This window comes from Oryzobacter faecalis (genome assembly GCF_046764005.1).
GTDB lineage: Bacteria > Actinomycetota > Actinomycetes > Actinomycetales > Dermatophilaceae > Oryzobacter > Oryzobacter faecalis.
The window spans coordinates 85,173-100,411 of record NZ_JBKOFW010000005.1; the positions used below are offsets into that span (position 1 = coordinate 85,173).

Sequence of the window (15,239 nt, forward strand, 5' to 3'; positions counted from 1 at the left end):
GGCGGGTTCGTGGATCGGGTGTGCGGCCCCCCGAATCCATGGTGGTGCCTGCACCAGTGCCACACTGCTCTCGAACTGCAGAGGCAGCCCTCCCTTCGGATCCAGTGGGCCGGAGAGGAACGGACCACGGATTCGGGAGTCGGTCGTCAGCGCCGGGGCTGGCGCGTGCCGGGCGGGAAGTGGCCCAGGACGGCCGTCCCGCGCCCCGGTGCCGACTCGACCCGCAGCTCGCCCCCGGCCGCCCGGATGCGGTCGCGCATCCCGGTGAGCCCGTGCCCGGAGAGCACCGACGCCGGTTCGAACCCGACGCCGTCGTCGGTGACGCTGAACGCCAGCCCGCCGTCCGGACCGTCCTCGTCGGTGACGCGCACCGCGATGAGTGACCCGGACGAGTGGCGGTCGGCGTTCTGGATGGCCTCGAGGCAGCAGAAGTAGACGGCGGCCTCGACCGCCGGTGCGTGTCGCCCGGCGTCGCGCGCCTCGACCGAGCAGGGGAGCACCGTGCGGCGCGCCGCGGCCGGCAGGGCCCCCGGCAGCCCCTTCTCACCGAGCGCGGTGGGGTAGATGCCGTGGGCGAGGTCGCGCAGCTCACGGATGGCGAGCTCGACCGTGGGCAGCAGCGCGTGGACGGCCTCCCGCGCCCTCGACGGGTCGGTCTCGCACAGCCGGGTGACCCGGCCGACGTCGACCGCGAGCGTGGCGAGGTGCTGCTGGGCCCCGTCGTGCAGGTCGCGCTCGATGGCGCGCCGCGCCTCGACGGAGGCCTGCGCGAGGCGCGCCCGCGACTCCTCGAGCTCGCGGGTGCGCTCGTGGAGGCGCAGGACGTAGTCGCGCAGCCCGAGGACCAGCACGGTGACGAGGAGCGGGACGAACAGGGCGAGGACGACCGCCTGGATCGGCGAGTGGGGGTGGGTCAGCTCGTACTCGGGAGTGCGCAGCGACCCGACCGCGACGATCGTGCCGGAGAGCAGCGTGGTCGCGACGACGATGAGCGGGCGCCCTCGCCGCGGGAGGTGGTCGGCGACGATGACGAGGGGCAGCAACAGGGCGAGCAGCCCCACGGGCGCGATGAACGGCGTGAACCAGGTGATCGAGACGGCGACCACCCAGGTCGCGACGACGACGATCCCCGCCGCCAGCCCCGAGCGCGCCCGACCGGCCAGGAGGACGGCGGTGAGCAGCAGGACCCCGGCCCCGACGAGCACCTCGACGGTCCACAGGATCGTCCGTGACTCGCCCCCGACGACCGTGCGGAGGACGAGGAGGACGACGACCGACACCCACACGGCGATGGCGTTGACGAGGAGGTAGCGGCGCAGCCGGGCCTCGGCGCTCGCACTGCGGAGCCGGGGTCGGTCGGCCTCGATCGCGGTCTGCTCGGCCACCTCAGGCCCCGACGCCGTCCGTCGACGGGGTGGAGCCGCTGTCGCCGAGATAGAGCAGCACGGCCGCGACCCGGCGGTGGGTGCGGTCGCCGACCGGCAGGTCGAGCTTGGTGAAGATCGAGTTGATGTGCTTCTCGACGGCGCGCGAGGTGATGTGCAGGCGGGTCGCGATGGCGCTGTTGGAGTCGCCCGACGCGATGAGCCCGAGCACCTCGCGCTCGCGGCCGGTGAGGCGGGCCACCGGGCTCGCCTCGAACCGCATCCGGTGCCGCATCAGCGCGTCGACGACGTGGGGGTCGATGACGCTCTCGCCGCCACGGACCGCCTCGAGCGCGGCGACGAGCTGCTCGACGTCGGCGACGCGCTCCTTGAGCAGGTAGCCGCGTCCGGTGCTGCCGCCCGCGACGAGGGCGAGCGCGCCCTCGGCATCCGCGTGCTGCGAGAGGACGACGACGCCGAGGTCGGGGTGCGTGGTGCGGAAGCGCTCGGCCGCGCGGATTCCCTCGTCGGTGTGGGTCGGCGGCATCCGGATGTCGGCCAGGACGACGTCCGGGCGGTCGCGCTCGACGGCGTCCAGCAGCTCGCCGAGGTCGCCGGCCTCGACGACCTCGGTCACCGACGGGTGCTCGGTGAGGAGGGCGACCAGTCCCTGGCGGAGCAGGACGCTGTCCTCGGCGAGGACGACCTTCATGCCGGGCATGGCTGCATGGTAGGAGCGCGAGGGCGTTCGCCCCGGCATCTCGCGGGCAAGTCCCCTGCGGGCCTCGCGAGGGGGCAGGATGCGGAGGTGCTCTCCGACCTCTTCCTGCTCCCCGAGGAGCGTGACAACCCGGACACCCACGTCGACGACCACCACCCGGACGGCACGGCCTGGAGCACGGGCAACAGCGTCCGGCCGGTCGTGCACGGCGCTCCCTACATGCGTGAGCTCCATGACCGCGTCACCGAGATGGGCGAGGGTGACCTGCTCTACTTCGTCGACTGGCGCGGCGACCCGGACCAGCGGCTGACCGACGACGGCGCGACCGTGTCGGCCACCTTCGCGGCAGCGGCCCGCCGCGGAGTGGACGTGCGAGGGCTGCTGTGGCGCTCGCACTGGCACAAGTTCGGCTTCCACTCGGAGAAGTCCCGCCTGCTCGGCATCGAGATCAACGAGGCGGGTGGACAGTGCCTGCGGGACATGCGGGTCCGCACGGGCGGGGCGCACCACCAGAAGTTCGTCGTCCTGCGCCACCGCGACGACCCGACGCGCGACATCGCCTTCGTCGGCGGCATCGACCTCTGCCACAGCCGCCGTGACGACATCGACCACGAGGGCGACCGCCAGGTCATGCCCATGCCCCAGGTGTTCGGGCGGTACCCCGCCTGGCACGACGTGCACCTCGCGGTCCAGGGTCCCGCGGTCTACGACGTCGAGTCCTCCTTCCGTGAGCGCTGGGAGGACTCGACACCGCTCACCCTCAACCCCGGGCGGCTGCTGTCGAGCCTGACCCAGGGCGAGGTCCTGACGCCGCGCCCCCTGTCGGAGCAGGCCCCTCCGCCGCCCGCGGTCGACGAGGGCCACGAGGCGCTGCAGGTCGTGCGGACCTACCCCTCGATCCTCCCCAAGGGCTACGACTTCGCGCGGTGGGGGGAGCGCAGCATCGCCGCTGCCAACACCAAGGCGGCCGCCCGGGCCCGCCGGCTCATCTACCTCGAGGACCAGTACCTGTGGTCGGAGGACGTCGGCCGGCACTTCGCCCGCTCCCTCCGCGAGAACCCGGAGCTCCGGCTCATCGCGGTGATCCCGCTGCACCCGGACGTCGACGGGGCGGTCTCGCTCCCGCCGCAGCTCTACGGGCGCCGGCTGGCCATCGACCTCCTCACCGAGGCCGGTGGCGACCGCGTCGCCGTCTACGGGCTGACGAACGAGGCCGGCTACCCGATCTACGTGCACTCGAAGGTCTGCATCGTCGACGACGTGTGGGCGTCGGTCGGGTCGGACAACTTCAACCGCAGGTCGTGGTCGAGCGACTCCGAGCTGGCGTGCGCCGTGCAGGACACCCGGGTCCGCGGTGAGCGGGAGGACGTGCCGCGCGACGCCTTCGCCCGGCGACTACGGCGCGAGCTCGTCGGCGAGCACCTCGGCGTCGACCCCGACGACGTGCCCGACGACCCCGACGAGGTCTGGGACCTCATGGCGACCTGCGCCGACCGGCTCGACCAGTGGTACTCCGCGGGGTCGCCCCCGCGCGGGCACCACCACGTGCCGCGGCCCAAGGCGCCGATCAGGGGTACCGCGGTCCGCTGGCGCCGCCGGTCGGGGCCGCGGTCCGGCCCGACCGGGGTCGAGCGGCCCCTCGGCCGGCTGCGTCGGATCCAGCCGCCCGAGCTGACGCGCGCGCAGCTGATGTGGGCGCCGCGCCTCTACGAGCTCTTCGACCCCGACGGCACCCTCGGCAAGTCCGACAGCATCTGACCCCGCGCGGAGCTGCGGCCCGAGGGGCTGGTGCGCCGACCGGCCAACCGGACACCGAACCGGCCCGGGTGGGTGCCCGTGCTCCGAGCAGCCTCGCGGGAACGCTCGGGCACCCGGTCGTCCAGTTCGTCGGCTCGCCGTGCGGTCCGGCTGCATCGCTCAGGTCTTGACGGTCACGCGCGGCGCACGGGCGGGGTCGGGGCCGCACGGGGGCGAAACCCGGAGGCGCCCGTCGGAGGGGCTGCCTATGCTCGGCCCGGTGAGTGTCGAGGTGCGCGAGCTGGTCAAGCACTTCCGGGTCCATCGCCGCGAGCCGGGGCTGCGGGCGAGCCTGCGCAGCGTCCTCCACCGCGAGTACACCGACGTCCGGGCCGTGGACGGCGTCGGGTTCGAGATCGCCGCGGGCGAGGTCGTCGGCTTCCTCGGGCCCAACGGCGCCGGGAAGACGACCACCCTCAAGTGCCTCTCGGGGCTGCTCCACCCCACCTCCGGTCACGTCCGTGTCCTCGGCCACGAGCCGCACCGCCGCGAGGGCGCCTTCCTGTCGCGCATCGCCCTCGTCATGGGCCAGCGCAGCTCCCTGTTCTGGGACCTCCCGGCCCTCGACGCGTTCGAGGTGCACCGCACGATCTACCGGGTCCCGGCGTCCCGGTACCGCGCGACGCTCGACGAGCTCGTCGACCTCCTCGAGCTCGAGCCGCTCCTCGGCAAGCAGGTCCGCGTCCTCAGCCTCGGGGAGCGGATGCGCTGTGAGCTCGCGGCCGCCCTGCTCCACGACCCCGACGTGCTGTTCCTCGACGAGCCCACGCTCGGCCTGGACGTCGGCGGGCAGGCGGTCCTCCGGTCCTTCCTCAAGGAGCACAACCGGCGCCGCGGCTCCACGATCCTCCTCACGAGCCACTACATGGGCGACGTCACCGCGCTCGCGAGCCGCGTCCTCGTCATCGACCACGGCCGGCTGCGGTTCGACGGCGACCTCGCGGCCCTCGTCGAGCAGCACGCGCCGCACCGCCGGGTCCGGGTCTCCTTCCGCGAGCCGGTGCCGGCCCAGGCCCTCGCCGCCCTCGGCAGGGTCGTGGAGTCCGAGGGTGTCGTCGCCACGCTCGAGGTGGCCCGCACCCGCACGGCCGAGGTCACGGCCCGCCTGCTCGCCGAGCACCCCGTCGACGACGTCTCGATCGACGACCCGCCCGTCGAGGACGTCATCCGGACGGTGTTCGCGCGTGGCTGAGGTCGCGTTCCTGCGCACCGGCGCCGGCCTGCTGCGGGCGTCGCTGCAGGTGGCCGTGACCTACCGGGGCCGGATGGTCCTGTGGGCGGTCACGGGGTTCTTCCCCCTGCTCCTCATGGCGGTGTGGCTCACCGTCGTCGCCGAGTCGGGCCCGCCGGCGGGGTGGACCACCGGCGACTTCCTCGCCTACTACGCCGCCGCCGCGCTCGTGTCGCACGCGTCGGGCCAGCACGTCGTCTGGGACTGGGACCACGACCTGCGCACCGGTGAGCTGTCGACGAAGCTGCTCCGGCCGGTCCACCCGTTCTGGCAGTTCGCCGCCGGCGACCTGGGCCACCGGCTCGTCCTCGCCACCTTCCTCGTGCCGGTGCTCGTCGTCGCCGCCCTCGCCCTGCCCGGCCTCGACTACGAGCTGGGCCCCCTCGACCTCCTGCTCGCGGTCCTCGCCATGGTGATCGCCTGGGTGCTCAGCCTCGTCATGGCGTCGGTCGTCGCGATCCTCGGCTTCTGGAGCACGCAGACGACGAACGTGTGGATGCTCGTGTGGGGCCTCGGGTCGTTCGCGTCGGGGTGGGTCGCGCCGCTCGAGCTGATGCCGCGGTGGCTGCACGACCTCGGCCTCGTCCTCCCGTTCCGCTCGACGATCGGCTTCCCCGCCGAGCTCGTCGCCGGCCGCCTCGACGGCGCGGAGACCGCCCTCGGGTTCGGGGTCGGCCTGGCCTGGACGGTGGTGCTCGCCGCCGCCCTCGTCCTCGGCTGGCGACGCGGCATCCGGCGCTACCAGGCGGTGGCCGGATGAGCGCGGCGCCGCGGGTGCGCCACGTGCGCGAGGAGGTCCCCGACGGCTGGCGGCGCTACGTCCACGTCCTCGCCGTGTGCTGGCGCGCGGCGGTCGCCGAGCAGCTCGAGTACCGCGCCGACCTGCTCGCCAAGACCCTCATGAGCATGTTCTGGATGGCGTGGGCGGGGGTCGGCGTCTCGGTGTACTTCCGCTTCACGGGCGACATCGCGGGGTGGTCGTACGGCGAGGTGCTCGTCGTCGTCGGGCTCTTCTTCGCGGTCAACGGCGTCCGCCAGGCCTTCTTCGAGCCCAACCAGGACCGGATGGGCGAGTACGTGCGCCGCGGCACCCTCGACCACGTCCTCAGCCAGCCCGTCGACGCGCAGCTGCTCGTCACCCTGCGGCACATCGGCATGCACAACCTCGTCGACCCGGTCCTCGGCCTGGTGCTCGCCGGCGTCGGGCTCGGCCTGCTCGGCCGGGTCCCGTCGGTCGGCGACCTCGCCTCGTTCGTCCTGCTGTTCGCGGCGGCCGTCGCGCTGCTGTACGCCCTCGTCCTCGCCCTCATGGCCCTCGGCGTGCTGCTCGTTGGCGCCGAGGACCTCGGCCAGGTCTCCTTCTCCCTCGTCGAGCTCTCGCGGTTCCCGGTGCAGGCCTATCGACAGCCGCTCACGACCCTCCTCGTCGTCGTGCCCGTCGCGCTCCTGACGACGGTCCCCGCCGAGGCGCTCCTCGGGCGGCTGGGGTGGTGGTGGCTGCTCGTGTCCCCGGCGGTCGCGGTGGCTGCGGTCGCCGCGGCGAGCCTGGGCTGGCGGGCGGCCCTGCGCCGGTACAGCGGGGCGAGCGCCTGAGCAGGGCCGGCTCGCAGGATGCTGTGCGACAGTGCGGCATGACCGACCGTGACCAGGGTGAGCGTGCCGACCTCATCGTCACCACGCTCCTCGAGGCGTTCGAGCCGCTGATGGTCGCCGACCCCCACGGCTTCCGGACCAAGTTCCGCAAGATGGCCCGCGACCCGTTCGCGTTCTACCGCGGCACGGCGTGCCTGTTCTACGCCGACGTCGGCGAGGGCGGCCGCTTCGCCGGGTTCGACGCCGATTGGGTGGACGAGGAGTCCTCGCGGGTGTGGATCCAGGGCGACCTGCACGCCGAGAACTTCGGCACCTACCTCGACGCCGACGGACGGCTCGTCTTCGACGTCAACGACTTCGACGAGGCCTACCTCGGACACTGGACCTGGGACCTCGCCCGCTTCGTCGCGAGCCTGGCGCTGCTCTGCTGGCAGAAGGCCCTGCCCGACGACGTCATCGACGCGCTGGTCGCCGCCTACGTGCGCGCGTACGCCGACCAGGTCGAGCACTACCGCGAGGTCGCCGACGACACCGGGTGGGCCCTGACCCTGGACACCGCCGAGGGCGCCGTCCTCGACTCCCTCCACCGGGCCAAGCTCGCCACCCGGTTCGCGATGCTCGAGTCGATGACCGTCGTCGAGGACCACGCCCGCCGGTTCGCGGACGCCCCCGGGGTGCGACGGCTCGACGACGACGAGGCCGGCCGCGTCCGCGACGCGTTCGAGCGCTACCGGCGCACCCTGCCCGAGCGCAGGCAGGACGTCGTGACCTTCGACGTCCTCGACGCGGTGGGCCGGTCGGGGTTCGGCATCGGGTCGGCGGGGCTGCCGGCCTACAGCATCCTCATCGAGGGGTTCACCCAGGCGCTCGACAACGACGTGGTCCTGTCGATGAAGCAGGGCAACGTCGCCGCACCGAGCCGGGTCGTCCGGGACGAGCGCGGCTACGGCTACTTCGACCACCACGGCCACCGGACCGCCATCTCCCAGCGGGCCCTCCAGGCGCATGCCGACCGCTTCCTCGGCTGGACCTCGCTCCCGGGCGGCGACGGCGGCGACGTGGGGTACGTCGTCAGCGAGGTCTCGCCCTACGAGGCCGACCTGTCCTGGGGCGAGGTCTCCGAGCCCGACGACCTCGCCGTCCTCGTGCCCCAGCTGGGCCGGGCCACGGCCAAGATCCACTGCGTCGCGGACACCGAGTCCGACCAGGACCTCGTCACGGTGAGCGTCGAGGAGGCCGTGGGGCGGTGCATCGGCGGCGAGGTCGACGCGCTCGTCGAGGTCCTCACCTCGTTCGCGCACGACTACGCCCACCGGGCCCGCGAGGACCACCAGCTCTTCGTCGACGCCTTCCGGGGCGGGGCGTTCGAGCACGTCGCCCCCGCCTGACGCCGCGGATTGGGGGTGGCCACCTGCCCTGTGGGACCCTTGAGGCCGCCCTGCGCACCCGCCTGCGCACGACCCCGACCCCGGAGGACCCCGCGTGCCCGCCGCCCCGGCCACCGACTTCCGCCCCGTCATCCTCGGTGGTGACATCACCGCCTACAGCCTCGTGCGCACCTTCCACGAGGGCCACGGCGTGCGCCCCCTCGTCGTCAACATGACCGACGGCGGCCCCATCGGGATGAGCACCGTCTGCGACCACGTCTACGTCCCCGACCTCGAGAGCGAGGCGGTGTTCGTCGGCGCTCTCGAGCAGGTCGGCCGCGAGCACTCCGCCGCCGGCGTCCCGCTGCTCCTCGTCGCCGCCGGCGACTGGTACGTGCGGATGATCATCGAGAACAAGGACCACCTCTCGCAGTGGTTCACGATCCCCTACATCGACCTCCCGCTCCTCGACGACATCGTCCGCAAGGACCGCTTCCACGCCCACCTCGCCGACGTCGACGTCCCGCACCCGGCCACCGTCGTCGTCGACATGTCGCAGGACCTCGGCGAGGAGGACGACCTGCCGTTCGGGTTCCCCGTCGTCATGAAGCCCGCCGACAGCGCGCTGCACCACTACGCGAAGTACCCGGGCAAGAAGAAGGTCTTCATCCACGACAGCCGCGAGGACCTCGACAGGGCCCTCGCCGCCGTCCGCGCCTCGAACTACGACGGCAACTTCCTCCTCCAGGAGTTCGTCCCCGGCGACGACACGAACATGCGGGTCCTCACCTGCTACTCCGACCGCGACGGCAAGGTCCGCTTCGGCTCGGTCGGGCACGTCCTCCTCGAGGAGCACCACCCGATGGCCATCGGCAACCCGTGCGTCATCATCACGACCGAGATCGACGAGGTCGTCGAGCAGGCCCAGCGATTCCTCGAGAAGATCGGCTACGTCGGGTTCTCGAACTTCGACCTCAAGTACGACCGCCGCGACGGCACGTACAAGTTCTTCGAGATCAACGTCCGGCTCGGGCGCAGCAACTTCTACGTCACCGCCAACGGCTACAACGTCTCGGACTGGTACGTCCGCGACTGGGTCCGCCACGAGAAGCTGGAGGGCCTCGAGATCGCCCGCGGCGAGCACCTGTTCGCGTTCGTCCCGAAGGCCGTCATCAAGAAGTACGTCCTCGACCCGGTGCTGCGCGACAAGGCCCTGGCCCTGATGAAGGCCGGCCGGGCGAGCGACCCCAACGTGTACGCGCCCGACCTCACCCTCAAGCGCCGGGCCTACAACCTGGCCTACCACGTCAACCAGGTGCGCAAGTTCCGCGAGCACTTCGTGGCCCGATGAGCGGACGGGTCGAGCCGGTCGGGGTCGTCGGGGGGCTCGGGCCCGCCGCCACGGTCCACTTCATGCGCCGGATGGTCGAGCTCACCGACGCCGCCCGCGACCAGGACCACGTCGACCTCCTCGTCTGGCAGCACGGGTCGACCCCCGACCGCACGGCCTTCCTCCGCGGCGAGGGCGAGAGCCCCGAGCCGGCCCTCGTCCGCAACGCCACGGAGCTGGAGGCGGCGGGCGCGCGCTTCATCGCGATGCCGTGCAACACCGGGGTCGCCTGGCTCGACGCGGTGCGGGCGGCCGTCGGCGTCGAGGTGCTGAGCATCGTCGACGAGACGGTCGCCGCGGCCGTCGACGCCCAGCCGGGTCTGCGCCGGCTCGGGCTCCTCGCCACCGACGGAACCCTCCTGGCCGGCACCTACGCCGGGGTCGCCGAACGGCTCGGCCTCGAGCTCGTCATCCCCGACGAGGACGTCCAGCGCGAGGTCATGTCCGTCATCTACGACGGCGTGAAGGCCGGGAACCCGGTGTCCCGTGACCGGTTCGACGCCCTCGTCGACCACCTGCGCACCAAGGGAGCCGAGGTCGTCGCGCTCGGCTGCACCGAGCTGTCGGTGCTCCACGGCGACCTCGGCATCGACGACCCGACGGTCGTCGACTCGGTCGACGCGTTGGCGCGCACGGTCATCGCCCGCGCCGGCGCCCCGCTGCGCGACTGACCGCCACGTCGCGCGCCCGAGGGTCAGCGCCTGGTCATGGTCCGGTCAGGGCTCGGTCAGGCGATGGTCAAGCCCGGGTCAAGAGGCCCGGAAGCGGCTTTTTCGGCGACGCGGGGCTGACCTGCGGAAACGACGGACTCGTGCTCAGGGGGCGCGCAACGCCTCCACCGTTCGGCCAGAGGTCCTGCGACGAACGGCCGACCCGCCCCTGACGCGCCGGTCGGGGGCCTTCGGGCGGTGTCACAGTCGGGCCACTTCGTCGGAGACCTCTCGCACCGGCCGCCGACCACCGAGGAGTAGGGCCTCGACACGTCCCTGCTCGGCATGACTCCGCGGCAGGGGAAGGCAGCGCACGATGGACGGCACGCTTCTGACCACGACGACGACACGACCCGCTGCCGCCGACTCGAACGGCGGCACCGACACCGCACCGACGACCCGCGCCGCCCGCCACGCGGCGACGCCGGCCGGCCCCCGCATCCTCGGACGCCTCCGGCGCGTCACCGACGTGGACGAGGTCTGGCCCACGATGGCCGAGGACCTCCCGGCATGGCTGTCCCTCAACGTCGACCTCCTCGAGGACGTCGTCGGCGGCACCCTCACCGTCGTCGGCTCGGACGTCCTCGTCGGCCGGGTCCGCGTCGGCCTGCGTGCCACCGACGCCGAGGGCCGCGCCGTCCTCGTCGTCGCCGACTTCGAGGGCTCCGACCTCGAGCGGCTCGGCTCCGCGCTGTCCTGCGCTGCGGCCCTCGACGCCTCGGCGGTGGTCTGGCTCGGCCGGCACCTCCACCCCGACGTGCGCCGCGCCCTCGACTGGCTCAACGAGCGCACCGACCACACCGTGCGCTTCTTCGGCGTGGAGGTCGGCCTCGTGCGACTCGGTGACGACGACGCGTTCGCCCCCGTCCTCGACGTGGCCGTCCGCCCGGACGACGCGGCGATGACGGCCGGCCCCGTCGGGCGCTCGCGCGCGGCCGTCCCGGAGTCCGCGGAGAACCGCGTCCGCCAGGACCTCTACGCCGAGATCCTCGCGGCCGTCGCCCTGAGCCGCCCGGCCATCGAGGCGCCGGGCCGCAACCACAACAGCAGCTGGATCTCGTTCGCGGAGGGCCCGTTCGGCAGCTGGGGCCTGACCCAGGCGAGCGACGGCCGGCTGCGCGTCGAGGCCCGCCTCGACTGCGGCGACCCGGGCCGCAACACCTCGCTCCTCGAGCTCATGGACGCGACGAGCTCCCAGTGGGCCGTCGCCTCGGGCGTCGACCTCGAGTTCGAGCGGCTGCCCGGTCGCGGCGCCTGCCGGATCGCGGCTCACCACCCCGCCGTCGACCTGCTCACCGCCTCCGAGGCGGAGCGCATGGGCGTCATCGTGTGGGCGGTCCGCACCGTCGTCGCGATGCACGACGCGATGGACGTGACGCTGCGCGGGCGCGCCGCCCTCCTCGCCGACGTCCGCTCGTTCCGCTAGGAGCCCGTGGTCCCGACCGGGTGCGGGAGCACCGGTGTCCCGGCCAGCCGGTGGAGCGACGTCGCCAGGCCTGCCGCGACGACGCCGAGGGGAACGGCGGCGGCGTCGACGTGGACGCTGCAGGACAGGACCCCCGCGTAGGACAGGGCCGTCACGCCGAGCCGGACGTTCCCCTGCAGCGGGGTCACCGCCCACAGGCCCGTGACGGGCGCGCCCGCGACCCGCAGGCCGGCGCTGGGGCCGCGGACGTTCGAGACGAAGATCGCCACGGCGTGCTGGTGACGGGCGAACCGCGCGAAGAGTCTGGTGCCCCAGCGGTGCCGGGTGACCGCGAAGGCCCCCCGCGACCGGGCCACCTCCTTGCCCTCGCGCGTGGCCCGCGCCACTCGTGAGACCCGGTCGCCGAGCCCTTCGGGCCCGGTGGGGACGCGCACGAGCATGACGCCGACGGCGTTCGACGTGCCGACCCGTTCGGCCAGCGCCACCGGCACGCTGACGGGCAGGGCGGCTGGAACAGGTGCGTGGAGGTGGTTGAGGGCCGCGACGGCTGCGTCGGCGACGGAGGTGAGCAGGATGTCGTTCAGGGTCGCGCCGAGCCGGTGGGCCCGGTCCGACAGTCTGGCCAGGTCGACCTCGACGAAGGCCACGCCGTGGGTGGGGCCGATGGGTCCGAGGAGGGGGGTCGGGCCGACCGAGCGTCCGAGGACGGCTCCGGCCCGCCGGACGCCGCGCAGCACGGCCAGCGACCCACCGCGCCGTCCTCGGCGGTCCGGCAGGTCCGGTGGGACGTCGAGCGGCCGGGGCGACACCTGGTCGGCAGAGCCCGGCGCGGCACCGAACAGGGCGGACACGAGGGCCATGCCTCCGACGCCGTCGGCCGCCGCGTGGTGCAGCCGCAGCACGAGGCCGGGCGCCGAGGTCGACCCACCGGAGGCGAGCAACAGCTCCCACGGAGGCCGGTCGAGGGGCAACGGCTCGGCCACCAGTCGCCCGGCCAGGCCGGCCAGGGTCGCGTCCCCGGCGAGGCCGTCGGCGGGCCGCACGTGCCACTCGAGGTCCGGCGCGCAGTCGCGCCACACCGGTCTGTGGCCGCTCGCGTCGACCCGCTGGCGCAGCCGTCGGAGGGTGCCGTCGTCCCGCTCGAGCCGGGCGCCGACCTCGGCCCGCAGGCGCTCGAGGTCGACCGAGCCGTCCGCGCGGACGATCCCGCCGACGCCGAGCCGCGCCGCGAGGAGGACGACGTTCGGCTGCCCTGCCGCCTCGATGTCCAGGTGGGCGGTGTCGGCGGCGCTCAGGGGCTCCGCGCGGGGCGGGCTGGTCTCGGCGCTCACGACCACCGTGCCAGGGCGTTGGTGAGGCGAACCATCGCGACGATGACCCCGATGACGCTCGCAGCGATCCCGAAGGCCAGCACCCAGCGGGTCAGGAGCGAGGGGATGGCGAAGGCGTCGGCGAAGGCGAAGGGGTAGACCTGCCAGAGGGCCGTCAGCGCCGCCAGCCCGACCGAGGTCGTGCCGACGTCACCGAGGGCGTCGAGCCACGGCGGGTCGCGGACGACGAGCGCGGCGTTCACGACGGCGCCGACCACGAGCGAGGCGTTGACGATGCCCAGCACGGCGGTGACGTCCTCGGTGAGGAACGGGACCGCGCGCCATCCGGGGGGGTCGTTGACGAGGACGAGGAGGACGGCGCTGGCCGCGGCCCCCAGGGCGCGGCCGGCCCTGCGCCCGACGGGACCGGCGACGGTCCGGGTGGGACGGCGGTCGGCTGCGGTGGTGGCGATGGCGACCTCCTCGGTGCGGATGGCACCGCGAGCGGCTCGTGGCGGAGCATCCTCCACCTCGACGGTAGGACCGTCCGGCGCGGCCGGCACGAGAACGTCGGCCACGTCACCCGGGCCCTCGGCCCGGCCGACCGTGGGTCAGGCCGCCACCGGCGTCAGCTCGGCAGCGCCGAAGGAGACCCGGAACCGGGCGCACCAGATGCTGACGCTCGACAGCTCGGCGAGGTCGACCTCGGCCGGGAGCGGGTAGTTCTGGCTGCCGCGGTTGCCCCGGAGGTCCCCGAGGTCGACGTACTCCCCGTCGTCGAAGACGAACCACCCGTCGCGGCCCTCGATGACGGGGGCGTCGGTGACCCAGACCTTGAGGTCGGGGCCGTTGCTCGTGTCGAGGTCCTCGAGGCGCAGGACGCGGCTGCCGTCGCCGAGGCGCAGCACCCGGACCGTCCCGGACGTCTCGTGCTCGTGGCTGATGAGGCTGCCCTCGGCGAGGACGGTGGCCGCCTCCGTCGTCGGTGGGGCCGGCGCGGGGGTCCCCGCCCGTGCCGTGGCCGGTGTCGTGGGCGCCGTGGACGACACGGTCGGCAGGGCCTCGTCGACGACGTCGTCGACGACGAGCTTCCACGGCTCGAAGAACACGAGCGCGACGACGAGGCCGACGAGCACCATCGGCGCGACGTAGAGCAGCCAACGACGACGGCGGGAGCGGATCGGGCTCATGGAGGGCCCTCTCGGCGGGACGGGGCGGGAGGCCATCATCGCTCGCAACGGGCCGCGCGTCGAGAGGCGTGTCCAGCCGCCGGGAGAAGGGGACGTCGAGGTGGTGGACGTCGATGTCGGTCAGCGCGACCCCGAGACGCCTGACCGGTCCGGGGTCGCGCCGCGCGGAGATCAACGGGCCGTGGGGTCCTCGGCGCCGTAGGGCTGCAGCTGAAGCTGTCGCTGTCCGCCGCTCAGCAGGACATCGCGGGCGGTTGCCGGCGTGTCGACCCCCGCTCTCAGGAACCGCCCGCTCCACGCGTCGAGCTCCCCCTTGGCCGCCGCGGTGACGAGCTCGACGACGTGCTCGACAGGGGTCCACGACGTCTGGTTGTCCCACTTGGGCATCGACCGGGTCATGGTCGTCTCGACGAGACCCGGCGCGATGTTGAAGGCGCCGACGCCGGTGCCACGCAGGGCCTCGGCCAGTGACTCCGTCAGCCGGATCTGCCCAGCCTTGCCGACGGAGTAGGCGGAGTAGTCGGCCTGGGGCTTGGTGCCCATGCCACTCGCGATGTTGACGACACGACCGCGTCCGCGCGCCACCATCCCCGGCACCACCGCGCGCACCGTGAGGTAGGCGCCGACGACGTGGCTCGTGACGACCGCGACCCACTGGTCGGCGTCGGTCTCCCACATCGGGACCTCGGCGGCGTCGACGAGGCCGGCATTGTTGACCAGGAGGTCCACCGGTCCCAGTCGCGACTCCACCTGCGCGACCGCGGCTGCCACGTCGGGTGCGCTCGTGACGTCGCCGGTCACGGCCGCGGTACGAGCCCCCGACTCCGCCGCGATCTGCTCCATCGCCGTACGAAGGGCCTCGCCCCCGCGGGCCATGCCGGCGACGGCGGCGCCGCGCTCGGCCAGGCCCGCGGCGATCGCGCGTCCGATCCCCGTGGAGGCTCCGGTCACGAAGGCAACCTGGCCCGCGAGCTCCTGACCCTTCATCACTCACCTCGCTCGTCGCCCACCGGCATCCCGTCGCGATCCGCTCCGGTGGACGCGGACGCTACCAGCGGCTCCCGGCGCCCATGGGGCCACCTATGGGGGATCTTCCCCATAGGCCGGTCCGGCCGCGCTGCCTAACCTCCTGAAAACGTG

The 15,239-nt window shown here is 73.5% G+C and carries 14 protein-coding genes; 8 read left to right on the forward strand and 6 right to left on the reverse strand.

The features are described from left to right. Positions 1–146: 146 nt before the first annotated feature. Together ACK8HX_RS11090 and ACK8HX_RS11095 are read right to left on the reverse strand one after the other, a co-directional pair. Positions 147–1,385: a sensor histidine kinase gene (locus ACK8HX_RS11090; RefSeq protein WP_411940760.1), complete on the reverse strand. Its 1,239-nt coding sequence runs from the start codon at positions 1,383–1,385 to the stop codon at positions 147–149. A gap of 1 nt (position 1,386) precedes the next feature. Further along, positions 1,387–2,085 (reverse strand): response regulator transcription factor, encoded by a 699-nt coding sequence (locus tag ACK8HX_RS11095; RefSeq protein ID WP_459349933.1) that lies wholly within the window; start codon positions 2,083–2,085, stop codon positions 1,387–1,389. An 87-nt stretch (positions 2,086–2,172) separates the two neighbouring features. Between ACK8HX_RS11095 and ACK8HX_RS11100 the strand changes: the two genes are divergently transcribed. The 8 genes from ACK8HX_RS11100 to ACK8HX_RS11135 all read left to right on the forward strand — a co-directional run bounded on the left by ACK8HX_RS11100 (position 2,173) and on the right by ACK8HX_RS11135 (position 11,599). Beyond that, on the forward strand, positions 2,173–3,843 hold the full coding sequence (locus ACK8HX_RS11100; RefSeq protein WP_411940761.1) for a phospholipase D family protein: 1,671 nt from the start codon (positions 2,173–2,175) through the stop codon (positions 3,841–3,843). A gap of 259 nt (positions 3,844–4,102) precedes the next feature. Further along, positions 4,103–5,074: an ABC transporter ATP-binding protein gene (locus tag ACK8HX_RS11105; protein ID WP_411940762.1), complete on the forward strand. Its 972-nt coding sequence runs from the start codon at positions 4,103–4,105 to the stop codon at positions 5,072–5,074. Further along, positions 5,067–5,873 carry an ABC transporter permease gene (locus ACK8HX_RS11110; protein ID WP_411940763.1) on the forward strand — a complete coding sequence of 269 codons (807 nt, stop codon included), beginning with the start codon at positions 5,067–5,069 and terminating at the stop codon, positions 5,871–5,873. The genes ACK8HX_RS11105 and ACK8HX_RS11110 overlap by 8 nt, the downstream gene beginning before the upstream one ends. Then, positions 5,870–6,706, forward strand: coding sequence for an ABC transporter permease (locus tag ACK8HX_RS11115; RefSeq protein ID WP_411940764.1), 837 nt, complete (start codon positions 5,870–5,872; stop codon positions 6,704–6,706). Before ACK8HX_RS11110 ends, ACK8HX_RS11115 begins: the two co-directional genes overlap by 4 nt. A gap of 38 nt (positions 6,707–6,744) precedes the next feature. After that, positions 6,745–8,094 carry a DUF2252 domain-containing protein gene (locus tag ACK8HX_RS11120; protein ID WP_411940765.1) on the forward strand — a complete coding sequence of 450 codons (1,350 nt, stop codon included), beginning with the start codon at positions 6,745–6,747 and terminating at the stop codon, positions 8,092–8,094. 94 nt (positions 8,095–8,188) lie between these two features. After that, positions 8,189–9,424: a carboxylate--amine ligase gene (locus tag ACK8HX_RS11125; protein ID WP_411940766.1), complete on the forward strand. Its 1,236-nt coding sequence runs from the start codon at positions 8,189–8,191 to the stop codon at positions 9,422–9,424. Then, positions 9,421–10,134: a cysteate racemase gene (cuyB, locus tag ACK8HX_RS11130; protein WP_411940767.1), complete on the forward strand. Its 714-nt coding sequence runs from the start codon at positions 9,421–9,423 to the stop codon at positions 10,132–10,134. The genes ACK8HX_RS11125 and cuyB overlap by 4 nt, the downstream gene beginning before the upstream one ends. A 355-nt stretch (positions 10,135–10,489) precedes the next feature. Beyond that, positions 10,490–11,599 (forward strand): hypothetical protein, encoded by a 1,110-nt coding sequence (locus ACK8HX_RS11135; protein ID WP_411940768.1) that lies wholly within the window; start codon positions 10,490–10,492, stop codon positions 11,597–11,599. Here the strand turns inward: ACK8HX_RS11135 and ACK8HX_RS11140 are convergent. The 4 genes from ACK8HX_RS11140 to ACK8HX_RS11155 form a co-directional block, all read right to left on the reverse strand. After that, positions 11,596–12,930: a wax ester/triacylglycerol synthase domain-containing protein gene (locus ACK8HX_RS11140; protein ID WP_411940769.1), complete on the reverse strand. Its 1,335-nt coding sequence runs from the start codon at positions 12,928–12,930 to the stop codon at positions 11,596–11,598. The genes ACK8HX_RS11135 and ACK8HX_RS11140 overlap by 4 nt on opposite strands. Continuing rightward, positions 12,927–13,439: a hypothetical protein gene (locus ACK8HX_RS11145; RefSeq protein ID WP_411940770.1), complete on the reverse strand. Its 513-nt coding sequence runs from the start codon at positions 13,437–13,439 to the stop codon at positions 12,927–12,929. The genes ACK8HX_RS11140 and ACK8HX_RS11145 overlap by 4 nt, the downstream gene beginning before the upstream one ends. An 81-nt stretch (positions 13,440–13,520) precedes the next feature. Beyond that, complete coding sequence (locus ACK8HX_RS11150; protein ID WP_411940771.1) at positions 13,521–14,099, reverse strand: DM13 domain-containing protein; 579 nt, start codon at positions 14,097–14,099, stop codon at positions 13,521–13,523. Positions 14,100–14,270: 171 nt separating this feature from the next. Beyond that, positions 14,271–15,050, reverse strand: coding sequence for an SDR family oxidoreductase (locus tag ACK8HX_RS11155; RefSeq protein WP_411940772.1), 780 nt, complete (start codon positions 15,048–15,050; stop codon positions 14,271–14,273). Positions 15,051–15,239 lie beyond the last annotated feature (189 nt).